This is a genomic window from Nocardia sp. NPDC005978 (genome assembly GCF_040614455.1).
Classification (GTDB): Bacteria; Actinomycetota; Actinomycetes; order Mycobacteriales; family Mycobacteriaceae; genus Nocardia.
In genome coordinates this window covers 1-15,887 of the sequence record NZ_JBEXUS010000082.1, presented here as the reverse complement: position 1 = coordinate 15,887, position 15,887 = coordinate 1, and the positions used below count along the sequence as shown (strand labels likewise).

17 protein-coding genes are annotated in these 15,887 nt (G+C 70.4%); 10 read left to right on the top strand and 7 right to left on the bottom strand.

What is annotated here, in order from left to right:
* Nucleotides 1-24 precede the first annotated feature (24 nt).
* Complete coding sequence (locus ABZ319_RS29130) at nt 25-843, bottom strand: amino acid-binding protein (RefSeq protein ID WP_354989697.1); 819 nt, start codon at nt 841-843, stop codon at nt 25-27.
* A gap of 266 nt (nt 844-1,109) precedes the next feature.
* Between ABZ319_RS29130 and ABZ319_RS29125 the strand changes: the two genes are divergently transcribed.
* Nucleotides 1,110-2,201, top strand: coding sequence for a glutamate--cysteine ligase (locus ABZ319_RS29125; RefSeq protein ID WP_354989696.1), 1,092 nt, complete (start codon nt 1,110-1,112; stop codon nt 2,199-2,201).
* Nucleotide 2,202: 1 nt separating this feature from the next.
* On the opposite strand, the gene ABZ319_RS29120 is transcribed toward ABZ319_RS29125, so the two are convergent.
* The 3 genes from ABZ319_RS29120 to ABZ319_RS29110 all read right to left on the bottom strand — a co-directional run bounded on the left by ABZ319_RS29120 (nt 2,203) and on the right by ABZ319_RS29110 (nt 4,942).
* Complete coding sequence (locus tag ABZ319_RS29120; protein ID WP_354989695.1) at nt 2,203-2,829, bottom strand: MBL fold metallo-hydrolase; 627 nt, start codon at nt 2,827-2,829, stop codon at nt 2,203-2,205.
* Nucleotides 2,829-3,914: an S-(hydroxymethyl)mycothiol dehydrogenase gene (locus tag ABZ319_RS29115; RefSeq protein WP_354989694.1), complete on the bottom strand. Its 1,086-nt coding sequence runs from the start codon at nt 3,912-3,914 to the stop codon at nt 2,829-2,831. The genes ABZ319_RS29120 and ABZ319_RS29115 overlap by 1 nt, the downstream gene beginning before the upstream one ends.
* A gap of 149 nt (nt 3,915-4,063) precedes the next feature.
* The gene (locus ABZ319_RS29110; RefSeq protein WP_354989693.1) at nt 4,064-4,942 is read right to left on the bottom strand and encodes a LysR family transcriptional regulator ArgP; all 879 of its coding nucleotides are present in this window, start codon (nt 4,940-4,942) and stop codon (nt 4,064-4,066) included.
* Nucleotides 4,943-5,014: 72 nt separating this feature from the next.
* On the opposite strand from ABZ319_RS29110, the gene ABZ319_RS29105 reads away from it, so the two are divergent.
* Complete coding sequence (locus ABZ319_RS29105; RefSeq protein ID WP_354989692.1) at nt 5,015-5,632, top strand: LysE/ArgO family amino acid transporter; 618 nt, start codon at nt 5,015-5,017, stop codon at nt 5,630-5,632.
* A gap of 19 nt (nt 5,633-5,651) precedes the next feature.
* Here the strand turns inward: ABZ319_RS29105 and ABZ319_RS29100 are convergent, their stop codons facing one another.
* The 3 genes from ABZ319_RS29100 to ABZ319_RS29090 all read right to left on the bottom strand — a co-directional run bounded on the left by ABZ319_RS29100 (nt 5,652) and on the right by ABZ319_RS29090 (nt 8,488).
* Entirely contained in the window at nt 5,652-6,344 is a 693-nt protein-coding gene (locus tag ABZ319_RS29100; protein ID WP_354989691.1) for a DUF2993 domain-containing protein, read from the bottom strand.
* 104 nt (nt 6,345-6,448) lie between these two features.
* Nucleotides 6,449-7,459, bottom strand: coding sequence for a Gfo/Idh/MocA family oxidoreductase (locus ABZ319_RS29095; RefSeq protein WP_354989690.1), 1,011 nt, complete (start codon nt 7,457-7,459; stop codon nt 6,449-6,451).
* A gap of 24 nt (nt 7,460-7,483) precedes the next feature.
* Complete coding sequence (locus ABZ319_RS29090) at nt 7,484-8,488, bottom strand: LacI family DNA-binding transcriptional regulator (RefSeq protein WP_354989689.1); 1,005 nt, start codon at nt 8,486-8,488, stop codon at nt 7,484-7,486.
* Between the two features lie 230 nt (nt 8,489-8,718).
* Here ABZ319_RS29090 and ABZ319_RS29085 point away from each other — a divergent pair, with 230 nt between their 5' ends.
* The 8 genes from ABZ319_RS29085 to ABZ319_RS29050 all read left to right on the top strand — a co-directional run.
* A complete protein-coding gene (locus ABZ319_RS29085; protein ID WP_354989688.1) occupies nt 8,719-9,621 on the top strand; it encodes a TIM barrel protein in 903 nt (300 codons plus the stop codon).
* 16 nt (nt 9,622-9,637) lie between these two features.
* The gene (locus ABZ319_RS29080) at nt 9,638-10,627 is read left to right on the top strand and encodes a sugar ABC transporter substrate-binding protein (protein ID WP_354989687.1); all 990 of its coding nucleotides are present in this window, start codon (nt 9,638-9,640) and stop codon (nt 10,625-10,627) included.
* A gap of 14 nt (nt 10,628-10,641) precedes the next feature.
* Nucleotides 10,642-11,691, top strand: a complete 1,050-nt coding sequence (locus tag ABZ319_RS29075; protein WP_354989686.1) for an ABC transporter permease — start codon at nt 10,642-10,644, stop codon at nt 11,689-11,691.
* Nucleotides 11,688-12,473, top strand: a complete 786-nt coding sequence (locus tag ABZ319_RS29070; RefSeq protein ID WP_354989685.1) for an ATP-binding cassette domain-containing protein — start codon at nt 11,688-11,690, stop codon at nt 12,471-12,473. Before ABZ319_RS29075 ends, ABZ319_RS29070 begins: the two co-directional genes overlap by 4 nt.
* Before the next feature lie 11 nt (nt 12,474-12,484).
* Nucleotides 12,485-13,408: a 5-dehydro-2-deoxygluconokinase gene (iolC, locus tag ABZ319_RS29065; RefSeq protein WP_354989713.1), complete on the top strand. Its 924-nt coding sequence runs from the start codon at nt 12,485-12,487 to the stop codon at nt 13,406-13,408.
* Nucleotides 13,399-14,301: an aldolase gene (locus tag ABZ319_RS29060; protein ID WP_354989684.1), complete on the top strand. Its 903-nt coding sequence runs from the start codon at nt 13,399-13,401 to the stop codon at nt 14,299-14,301. Before iolC ends, ABZ319_RS29060 begins: the two co-directional genes overlap by 10 nt.
* A complete protein-coding gene (gene iolB, locus ABZ319_RS29055) occupies nt 14,298-15,188 on the top strand; it encodes a 5-deoxy-glucuronate isomerase (protein WP_354989683.1) in 891 nt (296 codons plus the stop codon). Before ABZ319_RS29060 ends, iolB begins: the two co-directional genes overlap by 4 nt.
* The coding region (locus tag ABZ319_RS29050; RefSeq protein WP_354989682.1) for a thiamine pyrophosphate-binding protein at nt 15,185-15,887 on the top strand (703 nt) is incomplete at its 3' end. The genes iolB and ABZ319_RS29050, both read left to right, overlap by 4 nt.

The window sequence follows — 15,887 nt, the reverse complement described above, 5'->3', positions numbered from 1 at the left end:
GAACGGCCGCGCGCCGCGGCGGGGTCAGCGCTGGCGTGTCGCAAGCAGGGCCAGATCGGTGAGCCGGTGCGCGCGGGCGATCTCGGCCGGGGTGAAGGGGTCCTCCGCCCGGACGAAGGTCATCGCCACGCCATCGTCCTCGGGGGTGATCTCCAGAACCGTTCCGGCCGTGCCGCGTTGGGTCTCGCCGGCCGGTGATGTGGGCGGAAGATACTGCGCCCCGAGCAATTCCGCGATGGCCAGCGGCAGCTCGCCGGGATCGTGCGCGATGCGTGCGGCCAGGCCGAGCGCGCGGGTCTGCCCGTCCACCAGCGTCAGCGCCGAGGCCGGCCAGATGCCGACGGTCGCGCCCCCGGAGCGGGAGATGGCGCCGGCCAGGCGCGGTGGATCGACGTCGGCGGGGGTGGAGACCACCAGCTCGTCCAGCACGCCGTCCTCGAGGTGGTGCACGTGCACGGTGAGGATGTTGGCGTGCCGGGCGGCCAGGTGCTTGGTGAGCAGTTCGAGCCGGCCCGGGGTGTTGTCCAGGCGCACCCGGATCCGCCACAGCAGTTCGGCGCTGTCGAGGTGATGGCGGTGGCGCAGTTCCGGGCCGTGCAGCCAGCGCGCCAGATAGCGCATGGCCCCGGGCTCGACCACCCAGATGACCAGGATGGTCATGCTGACGGTCAGCACCGCCACCGTGGCGATGTAGGGCAGTTCGAAGTGGAAGACGACGGCGTGCAGGGCGAGTTCGAGCGGGAAGACCACGCTCAGTTTGGCCAGGGTGAGCCGGGTGCGACGGGGGTGGGGCAGGCGACCGCACACTTCGCATGCCAGCGCATGTACTTCGGTTTGCCTCATGTTCACCAGGGTGCGGTGCGCAGGTTTCCGCGCTGTGCCGCGGTGTAAAGAAGGCGTGACCGTCTCGGCACAAAGCCTTGCGCCACCGGCACTTTCAGTGAACAGAGCCACAGTGGCTCGCGTGCTGTGCCGCAGCGCACATCGATTGCCCGGGATTCCGCGCTGCGCACGGGGTCACGCGTCCCGACCCCGGTTCAGCCCCCTGAGCAGCGGAGAGACCGCTCCGGCAGGTGTTTGAAAGGGCGGTCATGAGGTACACATGAGAAGTGGAAGCCCCACCGACCATCGGCGTCGAGGAGGAGTTTCTCCTCGTGGACCCCCGCACCGGTGCGCCCATCGGCAGAAATGCCGAAGTCGCCCGTACCGCAGCGGATTTCGGCCTCGATCTGCAATTGGAAATCATGCGGTGCCAGGTCGAGACCAGCACCCGGGTGCACACGAATACCCATGACCTGCTGCGGGAATTGCGTGAACTGCGCCGCGGAGCCGCGGCCTCGGCGGAGAAGAACGACGCCATGCTGCTCGCGGTCGCGGTGCCGCCGGCCGTCCCGGACGAGCCTTTGTCCATCACCGGCAGCCCGCGCTACCACCGCATCGCCGCTCGCTTCGGCCGTCTGGCCCGGGAACAGGGCCTGTGCGGGGCCCACGTGCACGTGGCGGTCCCGGACCGGGAGGTTGCCCTGCGCGCCAGCAATTTCCTGCGCCCCTGGCTGCCGCTGCTGCTGGCCCTGACGGCGAACTCCGCCATCTACCGCGGTGACGAAACCGGTTATGCCAGTTGGCGGAACATCCTGTGGCGGCGCTGGCCCAGTGCCGGCCCGCCACCGCATTTCGGCACCGTGCACGAGTTCGACACCGCGGTGCGGACCATGCTCTCGCTCGGGATCATCCTGGACGAGAAGATGGTGTATTGGGATGTGCGGCCGTCGATTACGTTCCCGACCGTGGAGGTGCGGGTCAGTGACGTGCCCGCCACGGTGGAGGAGACCGCGCTGCTGGCGACCCTGGTGCGGGCAGCGGTCATGATGTCCTGTCGGCTGCCCGATCGGCCGATCATCGCGGAAGACACGCTGCGCGGGGCGTATTGGAAAGCCGCGCACGAGGGGATGGACGGCCCGGCCATCAATCCCGTTGACGGCCGGGCGATTCCGGTGCGCGATCTGCTGGCGGACCTCGTCGATCTGGTCGAACCCGCCCTGCGGGACCTGGGCGAGGTGAATTTCGTCGCCGACACCGTCACCGCGCTGCTGGAGCGGGGCAACGGCGCACACCGTCAGCTCGCGGCGTTCCGGGCGCGCGGCGAACTCTCCGACGTGATCGAGGAACTCGCCGGCGCGACCCTGGACGGGTGCCGCTGACCTACTTCACCAGCCGGCGCCATTCGTCCAGTTGCGGCGCTTCCGCGCCGATGGTGGTGGATCCGCCGTGCCCGGTGTGCACCAGCGTCTCCGGCGGCAGGGTCAGCAGGCGCTCGGCGATCGAGCCGACGATGACCCCGTAATCGGAGAACGAGCGGCCGGTCGCGCCGGGGCCGCCCTGGAACAGCGTGTCGCCGGTGAAGACCGCACCCAGATCCGGGGAGTGGAAGCAGACCGCGCCGGGGGCGTGACCGGGGGTGTGCAGCACCTGCAGCGCGGTCCCGCCGATCGAGATGATCTGCTTGTCCGCCAGTTCGCCGTCGGGGTCGATCTCGGGGTGGGTGAGCCGCCACACGACCAGATCATCCGGGTGCAGCCACACGGGAGCCCCGGTCGCCGCGGACAATTCGGGTGCGACGCGGATGTGATCGTCGTGCGCGTGAGTCGCCAGGATGGCCTTGACCTTGCGGGTGCCGATCACGTCGAGAATGGCGTCGACATCGTGCGGCGCGTCGATGACGACGCATTCCAGATCGTCGCCGACCACCCAGACGTTGTTCTCGACGTCGAAGGTCTCGCCGTCGAGGCTGAACGTGCCCGAGGTGGTGGTGTGGTCGATGTGCGCCACTACAGCACCACCACCGAGCGCAGGACCTCGCCGTGATGCATCTTGGTGAACGAGGCTTCCACGTCGTCGAGCGAAATGGTCTCGGTGACAAAGGCGTCGAGGTCGAAACGGCCCTGCTTGTAGAGCTCGATCAGGTACGGGAAGTCCCGCGAGGGCAGGCAGTCGCCGTACCACGAGGACTTGAGCGAGCCGCCGCGCGAGAAGAAGTCGATGAGGGGCATCTCGAGCTTCATGTCCGGGGTCGGCACGCCCACCAGCACCACGGTGCCGGCCAGATCGCGGCCGTAGAAGGCCTGCTTCCAGGTTTCCGGGCGGCCGACCGCGTCGATCACCACATCCGCGCCGAAGCCGCCGGTGAGTTCCTGAATGCGCTCTACCGCATCGTCTTTGGACGCGTTCACGGTGTGCGTGGCGCCGAAACCGGTGGCCCACTCCAGCTTGCGCTCGTCGATGTCGACCGCGATGACGGTGGTCGCGCCGGCCAGCTTGGCCCCCGCGACGGCGGCATTGCCCACGCCGCCGCAGCCGATGACCGCGACACTGTCACCGCGCGAGACGTTTCCGGTGTTGATGGCCGCGCCCAGGCCCGCCATCACGCCGCAGCCCAGCAGGCCCGCGGCCACCGGCGAGGCGGTCGGATCGACCTTGGTGCACTGACCCGCGTGCACGAGGGTCTTCTCGGCGAACGCGCCGATGCCCAGCGCCGGGGTCAGCGGGGTGCCGTCGGTGAGCGTCATGGGCTGGGTCGCGTTGAAGGTCGAGAAGCAGTACCACGGCTTGCCCTTGCGGCAGGCACGGCAGGTGCCGCAGACCGCGCGCCAGTTCAGGATGACGAAATCGCCCGGCTCGACGTCGGTGACGCCCTCGCCGACGGCCTCCACGATGCCCGCGGCCTCGTGCCCGAGCAGGAACGGGAACTCGTCGTTGATGCCGCCCTGGCGGTAGTGCAGGTCGGTGTGGCACACCCCGCAGGCCTGCACCTTGACCACGGCCTCGCCGGGGCCGGGATCCGGGATGACGATCTCGGTGACCTCGACCGGGGCGTTCTTCGAGCGTGCGATCACGCCGCGCACAACTTGGGACACGTAGGGCCTTCCTCGATTTGAGAACAATCCCAACGACTATCGCACCCGGACCGGGCGGCGGGCGACCGGAGACCGGGTAGTGCGCCGGGGTTGCGGGGACGGGAGTGCTGGATTTGCTGGTGGGGGACTCGGGGGGTGCCGGTGGGGACTCAGAGCAGGGCCGCGGCCGCGGCCTCGGCAACGGTGGTAGCGACCATACCCAGCGCGGGGGAGTCCAGTCGCCATTGCTGCCAGTACAGCGGAACGTCGATGTGGACCGCGGGGTCGAGCGGGATCAACTCGTCGGCGGCGCGGCGTTGCAGGTCGGGCATCATGCCCCAGCCCAGTCCGAGCCGGATCGCCTCGGCATAGGCGAAGGACGAGGGGATGTAGTGCCGGGGCGCCTCTCCCTGTTTGCGGGTGTAGCGGCGCATGAGCCGGAATTGCAGATCGTCCTTGCGGTCGAACAGCACCACGGGGGCGGCCAGGAACGCCTGGGCGGTCGCGCCGTCGGGGAACCAGGTGCGGGCGAATTCGGGGTTGGCCATCGGGCGATACCGCATCGCGCCCAGTCGTCGCACCGTGCAGCCCTGGACGGGTGCGGCGGTGGAGGTGATGGCGGCCATGACGGTGCCGTCGCGTAGCAGGCGGGTGGTGTGCTCCTCGTCCTCGCGATGAATCTCGAAGGTGACGCCGTGGCTCGCGCTGCCGAGGGCGGCCATGACCCACGTCTGCAGCGAGTCGGCGTTGACCGCGATGGGGATGTTCACCGCGCGCGCGGCGGGCTGCAGTTCGTCGCCGAGTTCGCGGGCGGTGTCGCTGGTGAGCAGCTGGACCTGTTTGGCCAGGCGCAGCACCGCGAGCCCGGACTCGGTGGGCTGCACCGGTTTCGTGCGCTGCACCAGGATGCGTCCGGCCGCGTCCTCGAGCGCCTTGATGCGCTGGCTGACGGCCGAGGGGGTGACGCTGAGCCGGCGCGCGGCGGCCTCGAAGGTGCCCTCGCTGATGACCGCGTCCAGGGCGCGCAGCTGATCGAGCTGGAGATCCATGTTAAGGAACTCTAATCATCGTTCAGAACAATTAGCTGGCCTGGTGCTGGACGTACGCCTAGCTTCGAACGGGTGAACGCATCATCGGCGGCCCTGGCGGGCCTTTCAGGACTCGGCTTCGGGCTTTCCCTCATCGTGGCGATCGGCGCGCAAAATGCCTTCGTGCTGCGTCAGGGCATCCGCCGCGAGCACGTCCTGCCGGTGGTCGCCATCTGCGCGCTCTCGGACGTGGCGCTGATGAGCATCGGCGTCGCGGGCTTCGGGACGATCGTCAACAGCGTCCCCGCTCTGCTGACCATCGCCAAGTACGCCGGTGCGGCGTTCCTGCTCGGCTACGCCGCACTCGCGGCGCGGCGCGCCCTGACCGCGACGACCCTGAGCACCGCGGGCGGCGCGCCCATCGCGCTCGGTGCGGCGGTCGCGACCTGTCTGGCGGTGACCTGGCTCAACCCGCACGCCTACCTCGACACGATGGTCCTGCTCGGTTCCTTCGCCAGCACCTATGCCACCCCGGACCGCTGGTTCCTGGCCGCGGGCGCGATCACCGCCAGCATCATCTGGTTCCTCTCCCTGGGCTTCGGCGCCCGCCTGCTCGCGCCGGTCTTCGCCAAACCCCGTGCGTGGCAGGTGCTCGACTCGGTCATCGCGCTGGTGATGACCGCCCTGGCGATCGGCCTGCTGGTCGGCTAAGTTCGCCAGGTGCCGTGGCTCAGAGGGCGTTGAACCGGATCTCGTGTGCTTCGGCGGTGAGATGGAGACCGTCGGCCCGCGGCTCGATGCCGGTGAGTTGTGCGCCGAAGGGCAGTTTCTCCAGCGGGACCGTGAAGGTCAGCGGCGCCGAGATCAGGGCGAGTGGGATGGCGGGACCGCCCGCCGCCGGCTGGACCGAGACCGGGGTGATCTCGATGCCGTCGGGCACGGGGGCCACGGTGACGAAGACCGTCGCGGGCACCGGAATGCCCTCCACCGAGAACACGCCCGTGACGCGCAGGCCCTCGGGGCTGTCGGAGATCGTCTCGACACCTTCGGGTGCGTACTGCCGCACGGTGTCGTAGGGCACGATCGCGCGCGCCGTCGCCGTGCCGGCGACGAAGCTCGAACTCTGGTTGGAGATCAGGTCCAGCAGCGGCGCGGACACATTCGTCAACCGCACCGCGAGATCGTGCACGGTGACGTTCTGCTCGGTCCAGTCGCCCACCCGGATGTCGACCTCCCCGTACCGTCCGTCCGCGGCCTGGGTGAGGAACGGGAACCCGGTGATCTGGACACCGGGCTGCTTCGGCAGGTCGTACTCGGTGTGGATCTTGCGCCCGATCTCGTTCTGCGCCATCGCGACCGACACCCGATCGGCTATCCCGAACCCGATCGTCAGCAGCACGATCATGATCAACAACTTGCGCATGCGCTCACCTGCTCGGCCATGCCCCCATCATGCTGTGCGCCCCGCGCGGGCACCGCACGCGACGCGTCACGATTGAAACACCAGTGGTTCAGCCTGGTTCGGGGTCAGCGGCGGACCTCGGCGAGCGGGACCGGGCGGGCGGTGTGGCGGGAGAGCTCGCACGCCTCGGCGATGTAGAAGGCCTCGAGCGCGTCGGCGGGCGGGCAGGGGTTGGGCATCCGGCCGGTGGCGACGCCCACGAACGTGGCCAGTTCCGCGGTGTAGGCGGGGTGGAAGCGGTCGAGGAAACCGGGGTACGCGGGCAGGCTGGAGGGCGGGTAACCGGGTTCGACGGAGTGCAGGGGCGAGCGGTCGTCGAGTCCGACGACGGCATTGCCCAGGGAGCCGAGGACTTCCAGGCGGACGTCGTAGCCCGCGCCGTTGTAGCGGGTCAGCGACACGGTGGCCAGGGCGCCGTCGTCCAGGCGCAGGATGACCGCGGCGGTGTCGACATCGCCTGCGGCGCTGAAGAACCGGTCGCCGCGATTGGCCCCGGTGGCGTACACCTCGACGACCTCGCGGCCGGTCACCCACCGGATGATGTCGAAATCGTGGACGCCGCAATCACGGAACACCCCGCCCGAGCGCGGAATGTACTCCGCGGGCGGCGGCGCCGGATCCAGGGTGGTGGCGCGCAGGGTGTGGACCCAGCCCAGATCACCGGAGGTGACCGCGGTCCGGGCGGCACGGTAGCCGGCGTCGAAGCGGCGCTGGAAGCCGATCTGCACCGGCACCGGTGACCCGGCGAGCCGGTCGATGACGACCAGGGTGCCGAGAATGTCGGCGGCGATGGGCTTTTCACAGAAGACGGGGATGCCCCGATCCACGGCGGCGGTGATGAGCGCCGGATGCGAATCGGTGGCGGTGGTGATGACCAGCCCGGTGAGGTTCGCCGCCAGCAGCGCCTCGATGTCGGGGGCGAATTCCACGCCGAGTTTGTCTGCGGTGCTGCGGGCGCGCGCGGCGTCGGCGTCGGCGACCACGACCGCCTCGACGCCCGGCAACGTCGTCAGCGTCTCGGCGTGTACCGCACCGATACGACCGGTGCCCGCGAGACCAATTCGGATGGGGGGCATGGCAGCTCCTTCGACATCGATCGGTTAATCCCGGGGTGCGGCCGTCGTCGAGCGGACGACCAGGGTGGGTTCCAGGCGCCGGCGGACCGGTTCGACGCGGCCCTCGCGCAAGCGTTCGGTGAGCGCTCGCACCGCGAGTTGCCCGATCCGCACGCGCGGTTGATCGATGGTGGTCAGCGCGATGCTGCGCAGCGCGGCGAACGAGGTGTTGTCGTAGCCGATGACCGAGACGTCCTCGGGCACCCGCAAACCCGCCGCGGCGAGCGCGGACATCGCCCCGACGGCGTTGAAGTCGTTGCCGCAGACCAGCGCGGTGGGAAAACTGGCGGGGGAGAAGATGGTCAGCAGCGCCCGCACCGCCGCGGCCCCCGCCTCGTCGGTGTGCTCGCTGGCGATCACCACCGGTTCGAGCCCGTGCCGTGTCATGGCGGCGTTGTAGCCCCGGCGTCGCGGTCCGGCCGCGAACGCCGCGCCGCCGTCCAGGTGCACGATCCGCCGATGTCCGAGCGCAGCGAGGTGATCCACCGCCAGCGCGGCGCCGGTTTCACCGTCGTCGTTGACCGTGTCCACCTCGGGGATGCTCGACCCTCGGGACACCAGGACCAGCGGGCAGCGTTGCGCCGCATCGCGAATCGAGGCCGCGGGCAGCACCGGCGACAGCAGGATGATGCCGCCGGGCTGGAACTGCAGCAGGCCGGTCAGCGCCGTGCGCTCCCGGCTCGCGCTGCGCCGCCCGGTGTTGAGGATCAACTCGAGCCCGGCTTCCTGCGCCGCCTCGTCCATCCCCTCGACCACATCGGCGAAGAACGCGTTGCGCAGATCCGAGACCACCACCCCGACCAGATTCGAAGTGCGGCTGGCCAATTGGCGAGCCAGGAAGTGCGGTTCGTAGCCCAGCTCCGCTGCGGCCTCGCGCACCGCGCGGCGGCGATGCGCGCTGACCTTGGGTGAATCGCGCATGACCAGCGAGACCAGCGCCCGGGAGACACCGGCCCGGGCGGCCACATCCTCCATGGTCGGTCGCGTCATGCTGCCACACGCTACCGCCCGGTCCCGGGACCGGCAATAGAGCGCTCTAATTCGTGCGCGACACGCGGACACGCGCCCGCGATGAACTCCCATTTCCGTCGATAGTTCAGCTGGCAGAGCACTTTTCGGCGCGATCCACCCTCTTGACACCCCTGTGAGCGGGGTTACATTGTTGGAGCGCTCCAATACCCGGCGCGCCTCGATGGCTACGACAGGTCTGGGATACGCCGATGACCGAAACGCTCCATCCACTGCGCATTGCCGCCGCCCCCATCTCCTGGGGTGTGTGCGAAGTTCCCGGCTGGGGACACGTCCTGGACCCCGCCACCGTGCTGGCTGCCATGGCCGGGCTCGGGGTCACCGCCACCGAATTCGGCCCGCCGGACTATCTGCCCGGCGATCCGCATGCGCTGCGCGGCGTGCTGGCCGCGCACGGCATCACCCCGGTCGGCGGATTCCTGGCCCTGCCCCTGCACCGCGACACCGGGGCCGCCCTGGACACGGCCCGCGACACCGCCGCGCGCTTCGCCGCCGCGGGCGCGGAGGTGCTCGTCCTGGCCGCGGCCACCGGCGAATCCGGCTACGACACCCGTACCCCGCTCGACGGCCACCAATGGCGGACGCTGATCGACACCGCCGAAACCATCGCGGGCATCGCCGCCGACCACGGCCTGCGCACCACGGTGCACCCGCACGTCGGCACCCATATCGAGACTGCCGCCGAGGTCGCCCGCTTCCTCGCCGACACCGACCTGAACCTGTGCCTGGACACCGGCCACCTGAGCATCGGCGGCACCGACCCGGTGGAACTCGGCCGCCGCCACCCCGGCCGCGTCGGGCACGTTCACCTCAAGGACGTACGCGCGGACCTGGCCGACCGGGTCCGTGCGGGGGAGCTGGACTACAGCGCGGCCGTGCGCGCGGGCCTGTACGTCCCCCTCGGTGACGGCGACCTCGACATCGCCGCCCTGATCAACGCGGTGCACGGGGCCGGCTATCGCGGCTGGTACGTCATCGAGCAGGACACCATGCTGGCTCCGGACGCCACCGCCGCGGTCCCGACCGACAATGCCGGACGAAGTCTGCGACACCTGGCCGAAATCGGCTCGGATCTCGCCGCCTCCCGGATTTAGTGGACAGGTGACGACAATGAGGTCTCGATCGACCCGGCGGCGGCTCCGCCGGCTGGCGCCCTGGCTCGCGGTCGCGTCCGTGCTGGCCGCCTGCGCCGGACCCAGCGCGGAGCAGGCCGGTCCGGCCCGCGCGCCCGAAGCCGTCGGGCAGCTGAACTCGGTCGCCGTGATCACCCACGGCAGTCCCGGCGACGCCTTCTGGAACGTGGTCAAGAACGGCGCGGAGGCCGCGGGCGCCGATCTCGGCGTCCGGGTGGAGTACAACTCCGCGGGCGATCCCGGGCAGCAGGCCAAGCTCATCGACAACGCGGTCGCCCGGGGAGTGGACGGGCTGGTGGTCTCGCTGGCCAATCCCGACGCCCTGCGCACCTCGGTCGGCCGGGCGGTGGCGGCGGGGATTCCCGTGGTGACCATCAATTCCGGGGAGTCGGTGAGCGCCGAGTACGGCGCCATCGGCCATGTGGGCCAGAGCGAGAAGCTCGCCGGTGAGGCGGCCGGCAAGCGATTGGCCGCGGCCGGAAAGCGCAAGCTGCTGTGCGTGATTCACGAGGCGGGCAATATCGGCGCCAACGATCGCTGCGCGGGTGCGACCCAGGGTTTCGGCGCCGCGGTCACCCTGCAGGTGGACATCAGCAACCCGACCGACGTGCAGTCCCGCATCAAGGGCGCGCTCGAATCCGACGCGGCCATCGACGCCGTACTGACCCTGAACTCGCAGATCGCGGCCCGCGCGGTGGACGCGGTCCGCGAGTCGCGCTCGGCCTCGGTGGTGGCCACCTTCGATCTCAATGACGATGTGGTGTCCGCGATTCAGGCGGGTTCGCTGCTGTTCGCGGTGGATCAGCAGCAGTACGAACAGGGCTACCTGCCGGTGGTGATGCTGAAGCTCTACCGCTCCAATCTCAATACCGTCGGCGGCGGCCGCCCGGTGCAGACCGGCCCCGCCTTCGTGGACAAGGGCAACGTCGACGTCGTCGCCGGGCTCGTCGCCCAGGCCACCCGGTGAGCGGGAGGAATGAGATGAGCACAGCGACAACGACTTCCGGAACCCCGACGGCGCAGGGTGTGCGCGCCTCGGTCATGTCCCGGCTGGTCGCGCGCCCCGAACTCGGCGCGCTGCTGGGCGCGCTCGCGGTCTTCGTCTTCTTCTCGATCATCACCGACAAATTCCTCAGCGCCGCGGGCGTTCCCACCTGGCTCGACGACGCCTCCACGCTCGGCATCATGGCGGTCGCGGTGGCCCTGCTCATGATCGGCGGCGAATTCGACCTCTCCGCCGGTGTCATGACCGCCTCCACCGCCCTGATCACCGCGATGCTGGCGGTGCACGCGGGCTGGAACGTCTGGCTCGCGCTGCTGGCCTCGCTGCTCTTCGCGCTGGCGGTCGGGGCGCTCAACGGCTGGGTGGTCATGCGCACGGGCCTGCCGAGCTTCATCGTCACCCTTGGCACGTTCCTGGCGTTGCAGGGCCTGAATCTCGGTGTGACCCGGGCGGTCACCGGCGCGGTGCAGGTCTCGGGCATTCGGAGTTCGAGCGGCTACGAGTCCGCGGGCTGGGTCTTCGCCGCCACCACCACGATCGGGGACGCCAGTATCCAGGCGTCGGTGGTGTGGTGGCTCGCGCTCACCGCGCTGGCCGCACTCGTGCTGCTGCGCACCAGGTTCGGCAACTGGATCTTCGCGGTGGGCGGGTCCTTGGCCAGTGCCCGCGCGGTCGGCGTGCCCGCCGCCCGCACGAAGATCATCCTGTTCATGACCACCGCGTTCGCGGGCTGGGTGGTGGGCGCGTGCAACCTGCTGCGCTACTCCAGCGTGCAGGCCAATCAGGGTGTGGGCCTGGAATTCCAGTACATCATCGCCGCCGTGATCGGCGGCTGCCTGCTGACCGGCGGCTTCGGTTCGGTGGTCGGGGCGGCGCTGGGCGCGCTCACCTTCGGCATGGCCCGGCAGGGCATCGTCTACGCGGGCTGGAACAGCGACTGGTTCATGCTCTTCCTCGGCGTGCTGCTGCTGGCCGCCGTGCTGGTCAACAACGAGTTCCGCAAGCGCGCCGAAAGGGTACGCCGATGACCGCGCACCTCATCGAAACCGTCGACATCGGAAAGAGTTACGGCGGCGTGGTGGCGCTGCACGACGTGTCCATGGTGGTGGATCCGGGCGAGGTCACCTGCGTGCTCGGGGACAACGGCGCGGGCAAATCCACGCTCATCAAGATCCTGTCCGGGGTCCATCAGCACGATCGCGGCGAACTGCGCATCGATGGCGTCCCCACCCGCCTCGCCTCGCCGCGCGCCGCCCTGGATCTCGGCATCGCCACCGTCTACCAGGACCTGGCGGTGGTGCCCCTGATGAGCGTGTGGCGCAATTTCGTGCTCGGGTCCGAACCGGTGAAACGCTTCGGCCCGCTCGAGCTGCTGGATCGCGGCACCGCCCGCGACATCGCCCGAAAAGCCTTGGACGACATGGGGATCGAGATCAGGGACCTGGAGCAGCCGGTCGGCACCCTGTCCGGCGGGCAGCGCCAGTGCGTGGCCATCGCCCGCGCGGTGCACTACGGGGCCAAGGTCCTGATCCTCGACGAGCCCACCGCCGCCCTGGGCGTCAAACAGGCCGGGGTGGTGCTGCGCTACGTGGTGCAGGCCCGGGACCGCGGACTCGGCGTCGTGCTCATCACCCACAACCCGCATCACGCCTACCCGGTCGGCGATCGATTCCTGCTGCTGCAGCGCGGCGGGCAGCTCGGCAGCTACGAGAAGTCCGAGATCGACCTGGCCGAGCTGACCCGGCAGATGGCCGGCGGCGCCGAACTCGAAGCGCTGGAACACGAATTGCGGCGGGCGGAGACACCGTGACCGACCTCGAGATGCTGACCATCGGCCGGGTCGGGGTGGACCTGTACCCCGAACAGAGCGGGGTGCCGCTGGCCCGGGTCCGCAGCTTCGCCAAATTCCTCGGCGGCACCGCGACCAACGTGGCGGTGGCCGCGGCCCGGCTGGGCCGGCGCAGCGCCGTGCTCACCAAGGTCGGGCCGGACGGCTTCGGCGATTTCGTGCGCATCGCGCTGCGCGAGTTCGGCGTCGACGCGAGCCACGTGGGCACCGCGCCGGACCTGGCCACCCCGGTGGTGTTCTGCGAACTGCACCCGCCCGCCGATCCGCCGCTGCTGTTCTACCGCGCTCCCATCGCGCCGGACCTCACCCTGACCCCGGACGACGTCCCCTGGGACATAGTCGATTCCGTCCCGCTGCTGTGGGTGACCGGCACCGGCGTCAGCGCCGAGCCCGCCCGCGCCACCCAGCGCGCGGTGCTGGAACGCCGCGCCCGGCGCGGTCACACCGTCCTGGACCTGGACTACCGCCCGATGTTCTGGCCCGGGGAGGAGGTCGCGCGCACCGAGATCGGAAGCCTGCTCGACCACGTGAATGTCGTGGTGGGCAATCGAACCGAGGTGCGCGTCGCCGTCGGCACCGACGATCCGCACGCCGCGGCCGATCGGCTGCTGGCCCGCGGCGTGCGCCTGGCGGTCGTCAAATGCGGGGCCGACGGGGTGCTGATCGCCACCGCCGCCGACCGCTGGACCGTCCCGCCGTGCCCGATCGAGGTGGTGTGCGGGCTGGGCGCGGGCGACGGGTTCGGCGGGGCGCTCGCGCACGGCCTGCTCGCGGGCTGGGATCCGCATCGCATCGCCACCTATGCCAACGCCGCCGGGGCGCTGGTGGCCTCTCGCCTGGCCTGCGCCGACGCCATGCCCACGGCCGCCGAGATCGAGGAGCTGCTGTGCACCTGACCGACGAGCGCTGGCAGCACCTGCTGCGGGTGCGCGCCACCGAGCCCGAGGCCATCCGGCACGCCTACGCCGACCGCCGGCGCCGCCCGAATCTGTTGTCCGGCACCGGCACCCTGTTCCTGGTCGCCGCGGATCATCCGGCCCGCGGCGCCCTCGGGGTCGGCGCGGACAGCACCGCCATGGCCGATCGCCGCACCCTGCTCGAGCGCCTGCTCGTCGCGCTGGACAATCCGGCGGTGGACGGGGTGCTGGGCTCACCGGACATCGTCGAGGAACTGCTGCTGCTCGACGCCGTGCACGACAAGATCGTGATCGGTTCCATGAATCGCGGCGGCCTGGCCGGCGCGGACTGGGAGATCGACGACCGGTTCACCGGCTACGACGCCGAATCCCTCGTCAAGTTCCGGCTCGACGGCGGAAAGATGCTGCTGCGCATGGTCGATTCGGATCCGAGTACCGCGCCCACCCTGCACGCCTGCGCCCGCGCGGTCTCCGAACTGGCCGACCACGGCCTCATGGCCATGGTCGAGCCGCTGCCGTACCGCCGCGACGCCTCCGGTGCGCTGGTCATGCACCGGGACGCCGCCGCCCTGCAGCGCGCCATCACCGTGGCCTCGGGGCTGGGCGTCACCTCCGCCTACACCTGGCTGAAGATTCCCGCGCCACAGGATATTTCGGCACTGGACGCCACCACGCTGCCGGTGCTGGTGCTCGGCGGCGCGCCGTCGGGCGATCCCACCGGCGATCTCGCCGCCTGGGGCGCCGCGCTGCGGCACGAGGTGGTGCGCGGGCTGGTGGTCGGGCGCGGGCTGCTGTACCCGCCCGACGGAGATGTCGCGGGCGCGGTGGCCGCCGCGGCCGCGGTCCTGGCCGGCGACGGTGCGGTCTCGTGAACAGCCTGCACCGCCCCCACGGAAGTCTGCGCGACAGCGTGGATCCCATCGTGCTCACCCCGGACGACGCGGGCTGGACCTACACCGGCCTGCGAGTACTGCACCTGGGCGCGGGGGAGACCCGCGTCGTGCACACCGACGAGTTCGAAGCCTTCGTGCTGCCGCTGGCGGGGTCCTGCACTGTCCGGGTCGACGGGCTCGAGTTCGAACTCACCGGCCGGGACACGGTTTTCAGCCGGATCACCGACTTCGCGTATGTCCCTCGCGACGCCGCGGTCGAGATCTCGACCGCGCACGGCATCGAGGTGGCCCTGCCCATGGCCCGGTGCACCCGCCGCCTCACCCCGAAATACGGTCCCGCCGAGCGGGTCCCGGTCGAGGTGCGCGGTGCGGGCCCCGCGACCCGCCAGGTCGCCAACTTCGGCGTTCCCGGCGTCTGGGACCACGCCGACAAGCTCAGCGCCTGCGAACTGCTCACCCCCGACGGCAATTGGTCCTCCTATCCGCCGCACAAACACGACAGCGCGAGCGAACACGAAGTCGTGAACGAGGAGATCTACTACTTCCGCATCGCCGGGCCGGATGGAATCCGGCCGTCCCGCAGCGGTTTCGGCCTGCACCGAACCTATACCGCCGACGGCGCCATCGACGCCGACGTCACGGTCCGCGACGGCGACGTCTTCCTCGTCCCGCGCGGCTATCACGGCCCGTGCGTGGCCGCCCCCGGCTACCCCATGTACTACCTCAACGTCCTGGCCGGTCCGGGTCCCGAACGCTCCCTGGCCTTCTGCGACGATCCCGCCCACGCCTGGGTTCGTGCGCGGTGGGACGAGCAGACCCCGGATCCCCGTTGCCCGATGACCTCGCACGAAGGACGCGTCGAATGAGACTCACGACCGCCCGCGCGCTGGTGGCCTGGCTGGTCGCCCAGCGCTCGGAAACCCTCGACGGCATCGAGGTGCCGTTGTTCCCCGCGGTGTTCGCCATCTTCGGGCACGGCAACGTCCTGGGCCTGGGCACCGCGCTGCACGAGCACCGCGACACCCTGCCGGTCTGGCGCGGCCATACCGAACAGGGCATGGCCCTGGCCGCCGTCGGTCTGGCCAAGGCGGCCCAGCGCCGCCAGGTCGGCGTCGCCACCTCCTCCATCGGCCCCGGCGCGCTCAACATGGTGACCGCCGCCGGGGTGGCACACGCGAATCGGCTGCCGCTGCTGCTGTTGCCGGGGGACACCTTCGTCAGCCGCGCCCCCGATCCGGTCCTGCAGCAGGTCGAGCACTTCGGCGATCCCACCGGCACCGTGAACGACGCCTTCCGCCCGGTGAGTCGCTACTTCGACCGCATCACCCGCCCCGAGCAACTCATCGCGACCCTCCCACAGGTGGCCCGGGTGCTCACCGATCCGGCCGCGACCGGACCGGTGACCTTGGCGCTGCCGCAGGATGTTCAGGTCCAGGAGTACGACTTCCCCGACGCGCTCTTCGCGCCCGTGGTGCATCGGGTACCCCGCGCGCGCCCGGACCTCGGCGAACTCGCCGCCGCGGCCGCGGCCCTGCGCGCCGGCGAACGGCCGCTGCTGATCCTGG